Here is a 3468-nt window from a genome sequence, read left to right on the forward strand (position 1 = left end):
GAGAACTCTGAAAACCAAAATTTGTTACCACATACAAAGCAATTAATTGGAAATTATATTAAACGAAAAAGATCTTATATTGTAAAGTGGCTTCCAAGCTATTTTTTATAAATTATAATAATACCTGAAGAGAAACCATTAGAAAAATATAGAAAAATTTGAAACACACTATTAATTAATGAATGTGTAACCTCTTGGGTTATTCATAGAGCTATACTAAAAACTTAGAAGTATACTCCCGCATAGAATTAGAAGTTTTTAAATAACGCCTAATGTACAAGTCTGAATTTTTTTTATTGTAGTTTATAACCATTTAGATTTCCTATTAAAAAATATAATAAGAGACTATAAAAAAACAAAAAACTTGTAAATATTGGTATCAATATTTACAAGTTTTTTTGAAGGAAATAGATAAAAATCACGATCAATGAAAGACTATAAAACAAAATTATTAGGGTTTAAAAATGGAAATAATAGCTGTTCAATAAATAGTCACTCTCATATTTTACGGCCATTTTTAATAATAAATTTTTGACAGCCTTGATGGAATAGGTTCCTTTTTTAAATGATGCGAGATAGGAATCATACTTTTTCTTTTCTGACTTTGTGGCTTTATTCTTAAAATATCCCCAGACATGAGCTGCAGCATTCAGTTGATTGCCTTCAGTTGGTTCTGTCGCAAGTGCTTGGTCGATAAGCGCATAAAATTCTACCACCGGGTAGCCTGCTTTATCTTTTAATAAGCTGCGAATTTCTTGGTAACGGTTTGGATCGTGTTCCAGAATGTTGTATTTATATCGAGCCCATTCTTTTTCTATATGGCTTATTTTTTTATCATCGGCAATCAGATTGTTAGCTTTCACAGCAGAAAGATTTTTATCCTTTACTTCAAGCATGATATCAACATCAGGAATTGATTTTAAAAATTCGTTGAATACTTCTAAGTCGATCGTTTTAGAATGACTGCCTGCTCTTTTCAAAGGAGCACCTTGAGAATAATGGATTTTTTGCTGGCCATCATCAGCTTGCCAAGTCTGGTTTGCTAAAGTGATAAAATAGTTATCGTCTTTTGATACGTCAAAAGGCAAAACCTGGTTATGCAAGTTGTCATAGACTACAGGAATACGGTTAGTTGTTCCTATTTGTAATACATCACCTATGCTGTACGATTTATCATCATTTTCGATGACCAGTCTATCTTTAACTTCCTGACTCAAGAGTTGATAGTTTTTTCCAAATCTCGCAATGGCTGCTGTTTTATCACCGTATATACCGCCGATATGCAAAATGATTTTACTGGATTTCTCTGTCCCAAGTGCAGTTAAAAACCGGTTATGGTAATTTAAATCTTCTATCGCTCTTTTCACAACTTCTGTGTTGGGTGAATTTAAAACCGTGTATTGCCCAGGGTGCATCGACACCCTAATGTTCTCAGCCTTTAATTTTTCACCGATCATTTGAAACTTTTCTTGGAAAATCTCATCCCAAGGAAGATCATTAATAGGACTCGAACCAAATGGAATGATATCCGAACTGATTCTAAAAAGTGTAATGCCTATTTTGATGTTGTAATCTAGAATTCTATCTAATGTTTCTAGATTGTGCGCTGTAATGTTCAATAGGTTTTCTTGTGTTGCGGTTTTAAGTGTACAGGTTTTAAAATTTGTATTGTAGACACCGAGAGTCAAACATGCATAACCGATCTTCATAAGCATCTCCTTTTAATTTTATTTTATGAAAACTGTAAATTTTTTTGGTACTAGGCACTAGTTATTATTCACTAATTTTTCGAAAAAGCTCTAAAAAAGTTTCTCTTTCTTTTTGTGAAAGAACTTTAAGTAAATCAGTGTTGATCTTAGCTTCAGTAGTCCGTGCTGCTTCTACTAGTTCTTTTCCTTGTTCTGTAATGGCTAACCGTGTAATGCGACGGTCCTTTTCATCATAAACGCGTTTAGCATAGTTTTTCTGAACGATCATGTTGGCTATATTAGTCATTGCTCCTGGTGTTATTTTTAAAAACTGAGCCAGTGTAACTTGTTTTTGCGGTCCTTTTGTTTTTAATTCACCTAGGACTAACAACGCTGAAATACTAATGGGATAAGGAAAGGCAGCTGTCCATTTTTTCATAACAGTTTGTGTATATTGATTGACTGAATAGAGCAATTCCATATTTTGATGCATCATCCGTTTCCTCCCTCTGTTTATTATAGTGATTTAAGTTTAATTTCTTTTAGTTTACTTATCAATAGTTTAACATTAAACTATTAATGAGCTTTTAATGAATAGAAGGGTGGAAATTTACATGTTACTAGAGAATAAGGTCGCCATTATTACAGGCGGTGCGGGTGGTATTGGAGCAGGTTTGTCAAGAGCATTAGCTGCAGAAGGCGCCAATATTGCAATTGTCGATTTGAATGAAGAAAAAGGGGCAGAACTTGTTAATGAATTAGAAGATATGGGTGTTGAGGCATTATTTTTAAAAAAGGATATTTCACTAGAAGAGAATGCAAAAGAGATAAGAGAGACAGTAGTTAAGAAATTTGGCAAAATTGATGTTTTAATCAATAATGCGCATGCAACTCGGCAAGCTGCTTTTATGGAAACGACAAATGAGATGTTCGAATTATCCTTTAAAACTGGTTTTTTGGCAACATTATTCTTAATGCAGGCTTGTTATGAAGATTTAAAAGCAACGAAAGGCGCAGTAATCAACTTTGGTTCAGGTTCAGCTATGAAGGGAATGGAAAAACAAGCTTCTTATGCAGCAAGTAAAGAAGCTATTCGTGGTCTGTCTCGTGTCGTGGCAAATGAATGGGCGCCAGAAGGTATCCGTGTGAACCTTATTTCCCCAATTGCAGAAACGGAAGGCGTAAAAAGCTGGAAAGAAAATTTTCCTGATGAATACACTGCAATGGCTAATCAAATTCCTCTTAAACGTTTGGGAGATCCACAAAAGGATATTGGTCAAGTTGCTGTTTTCTTAGCAAGTGATATGAGCAGCTTTATGACTGGGCAAACCTTAATGGTTGATGGTGGTTCCATTCAACTATATTAAGTTCTTAGATAGATAAAAAAATAGATTCGCCAAGCTCGAGCTTCGGTGAATCTATTTTTGATTGAGATGAATTTTTTAAGCAAACCAAATGGCCCGTTCTCTGTCAGCACTTTCTGGTGAATCAGAGGCATGTACTGTATTTTCAGATAAGCTAAGTCCATAAAGAGCACGAATAGTATTATCTCCAGATTTTTCTGGATCTGTTGTTCCATTCAGTGCTCGAACTCGTTCAACTGCATTTTCGCCTTCTAAGACAAGCGCAACTAATGGGCTTCTTGTAAGATAAGAAACTAGTCTGTTAAAGAAAGGTTTTTCTTCATGTTCCGCATAATGCTTTTCTGCCATTGCTGAAGAAGCTTGTAACAGTTTCAAGTCAATGATTTTTAAACCGTTTCTTTCATATTCTGTTAAAA

The 3468-nt window shown here is 34.3% G+C and carries 4 protein-coding genes; 1 reads left to right on the forward strand and 3 read right to left on the reverse strand.

Translation table 11 applies throughout. From position 1 onward, the window contains the following. Positions 1–458 precede the first annotated feature (458 nt). Together uvsE and RT405_RS10210 are read right to left on the reverse strand one after the other, a co-directional pair. Positions 459–1709 carry a UV DNA damage repair endonuclease UvsE gene (gene uvsE / locus RT405_RS10205; RefSeq protein ID WP_313469494.1) on the reverse strand — a complete coding sequence of 417 codons (1251 nt, stop codon included), beginning with the start codon at positions 1707–1709 and terminating at the stop codon, positions 459–461. 64 nt (positions 1710–1773) lie between these two features. After that, positions 1774–2184: a MarR family transcriptional regulator gene (locus RT405_RS10210; RefSeq protein ID WP_313469496.1), complete on the reverse strand. Its 411-nt coding sequence runs from the start codon at positions 2182–2184 to the stop codon at positions 1774–1776. Positions 2185–2302: 118 nt separating this feature from the next. On the opposite strand from RT405_RS10210, the gene RT405_RS10215 reads away from it, so the two are divergent. Then, the gene (locus tag RT405_RS10215) at positions 2303–3055 is read left to right on the forward strand and encodes an SDR family oxidoreductase (protein ID WP_313469498.1); all 753 of its coding nucleotides are present in this window, start codon (positions 2303–2305) and stop codon (positions 3053–3055) included. Positions 3056–3130: 75 nt separating this feature from the next. On the opposite strand, the gene RT405_RS10220 is transcribed toward RT405_RS10215, so the two are convergent. Beyond that, the coding region (locus RT405_RS10220) for a nucleoside-diphosphate kinase (RefSeq protein ID WP_313469500.1) at positions 3131–3468 on the reverse strand (338 nt) is incomplete at its 5' end.

Source organism: Carnobacterium sp., from assembly GCF_032094055.1.
GTDB lineage: Bacteria > Bacillota > Bacilli > Lactobacillales > Carnobacteriaceae > Carnobacterium_A.

What these genes read in the sequence shown, in the direction of transcription:
- uvsE (WP_313469494.1), bottom strand. Translation starts at nt 1,709, where the DNA reads ATGAAGATCGGTTATGCATGTTTGACTCTCGGTGTCTACAATACAAAT.
- RT405_RS10210 (WP_313469496.1), bottom strand. Translation starts at nt 2,184, where the DNA reads ATGATGCATCAAAATATGGAATTGCTCTATTCAGTCAATCAATATACA.
- RT405_RS10215 (WP_313469498.1), top strand. Translation starts at nt 2,303, where the DNA reads ATGTTACTAGAGAATAAGGTCGCCATTATTACAGGCGGTGCGGGTGGT.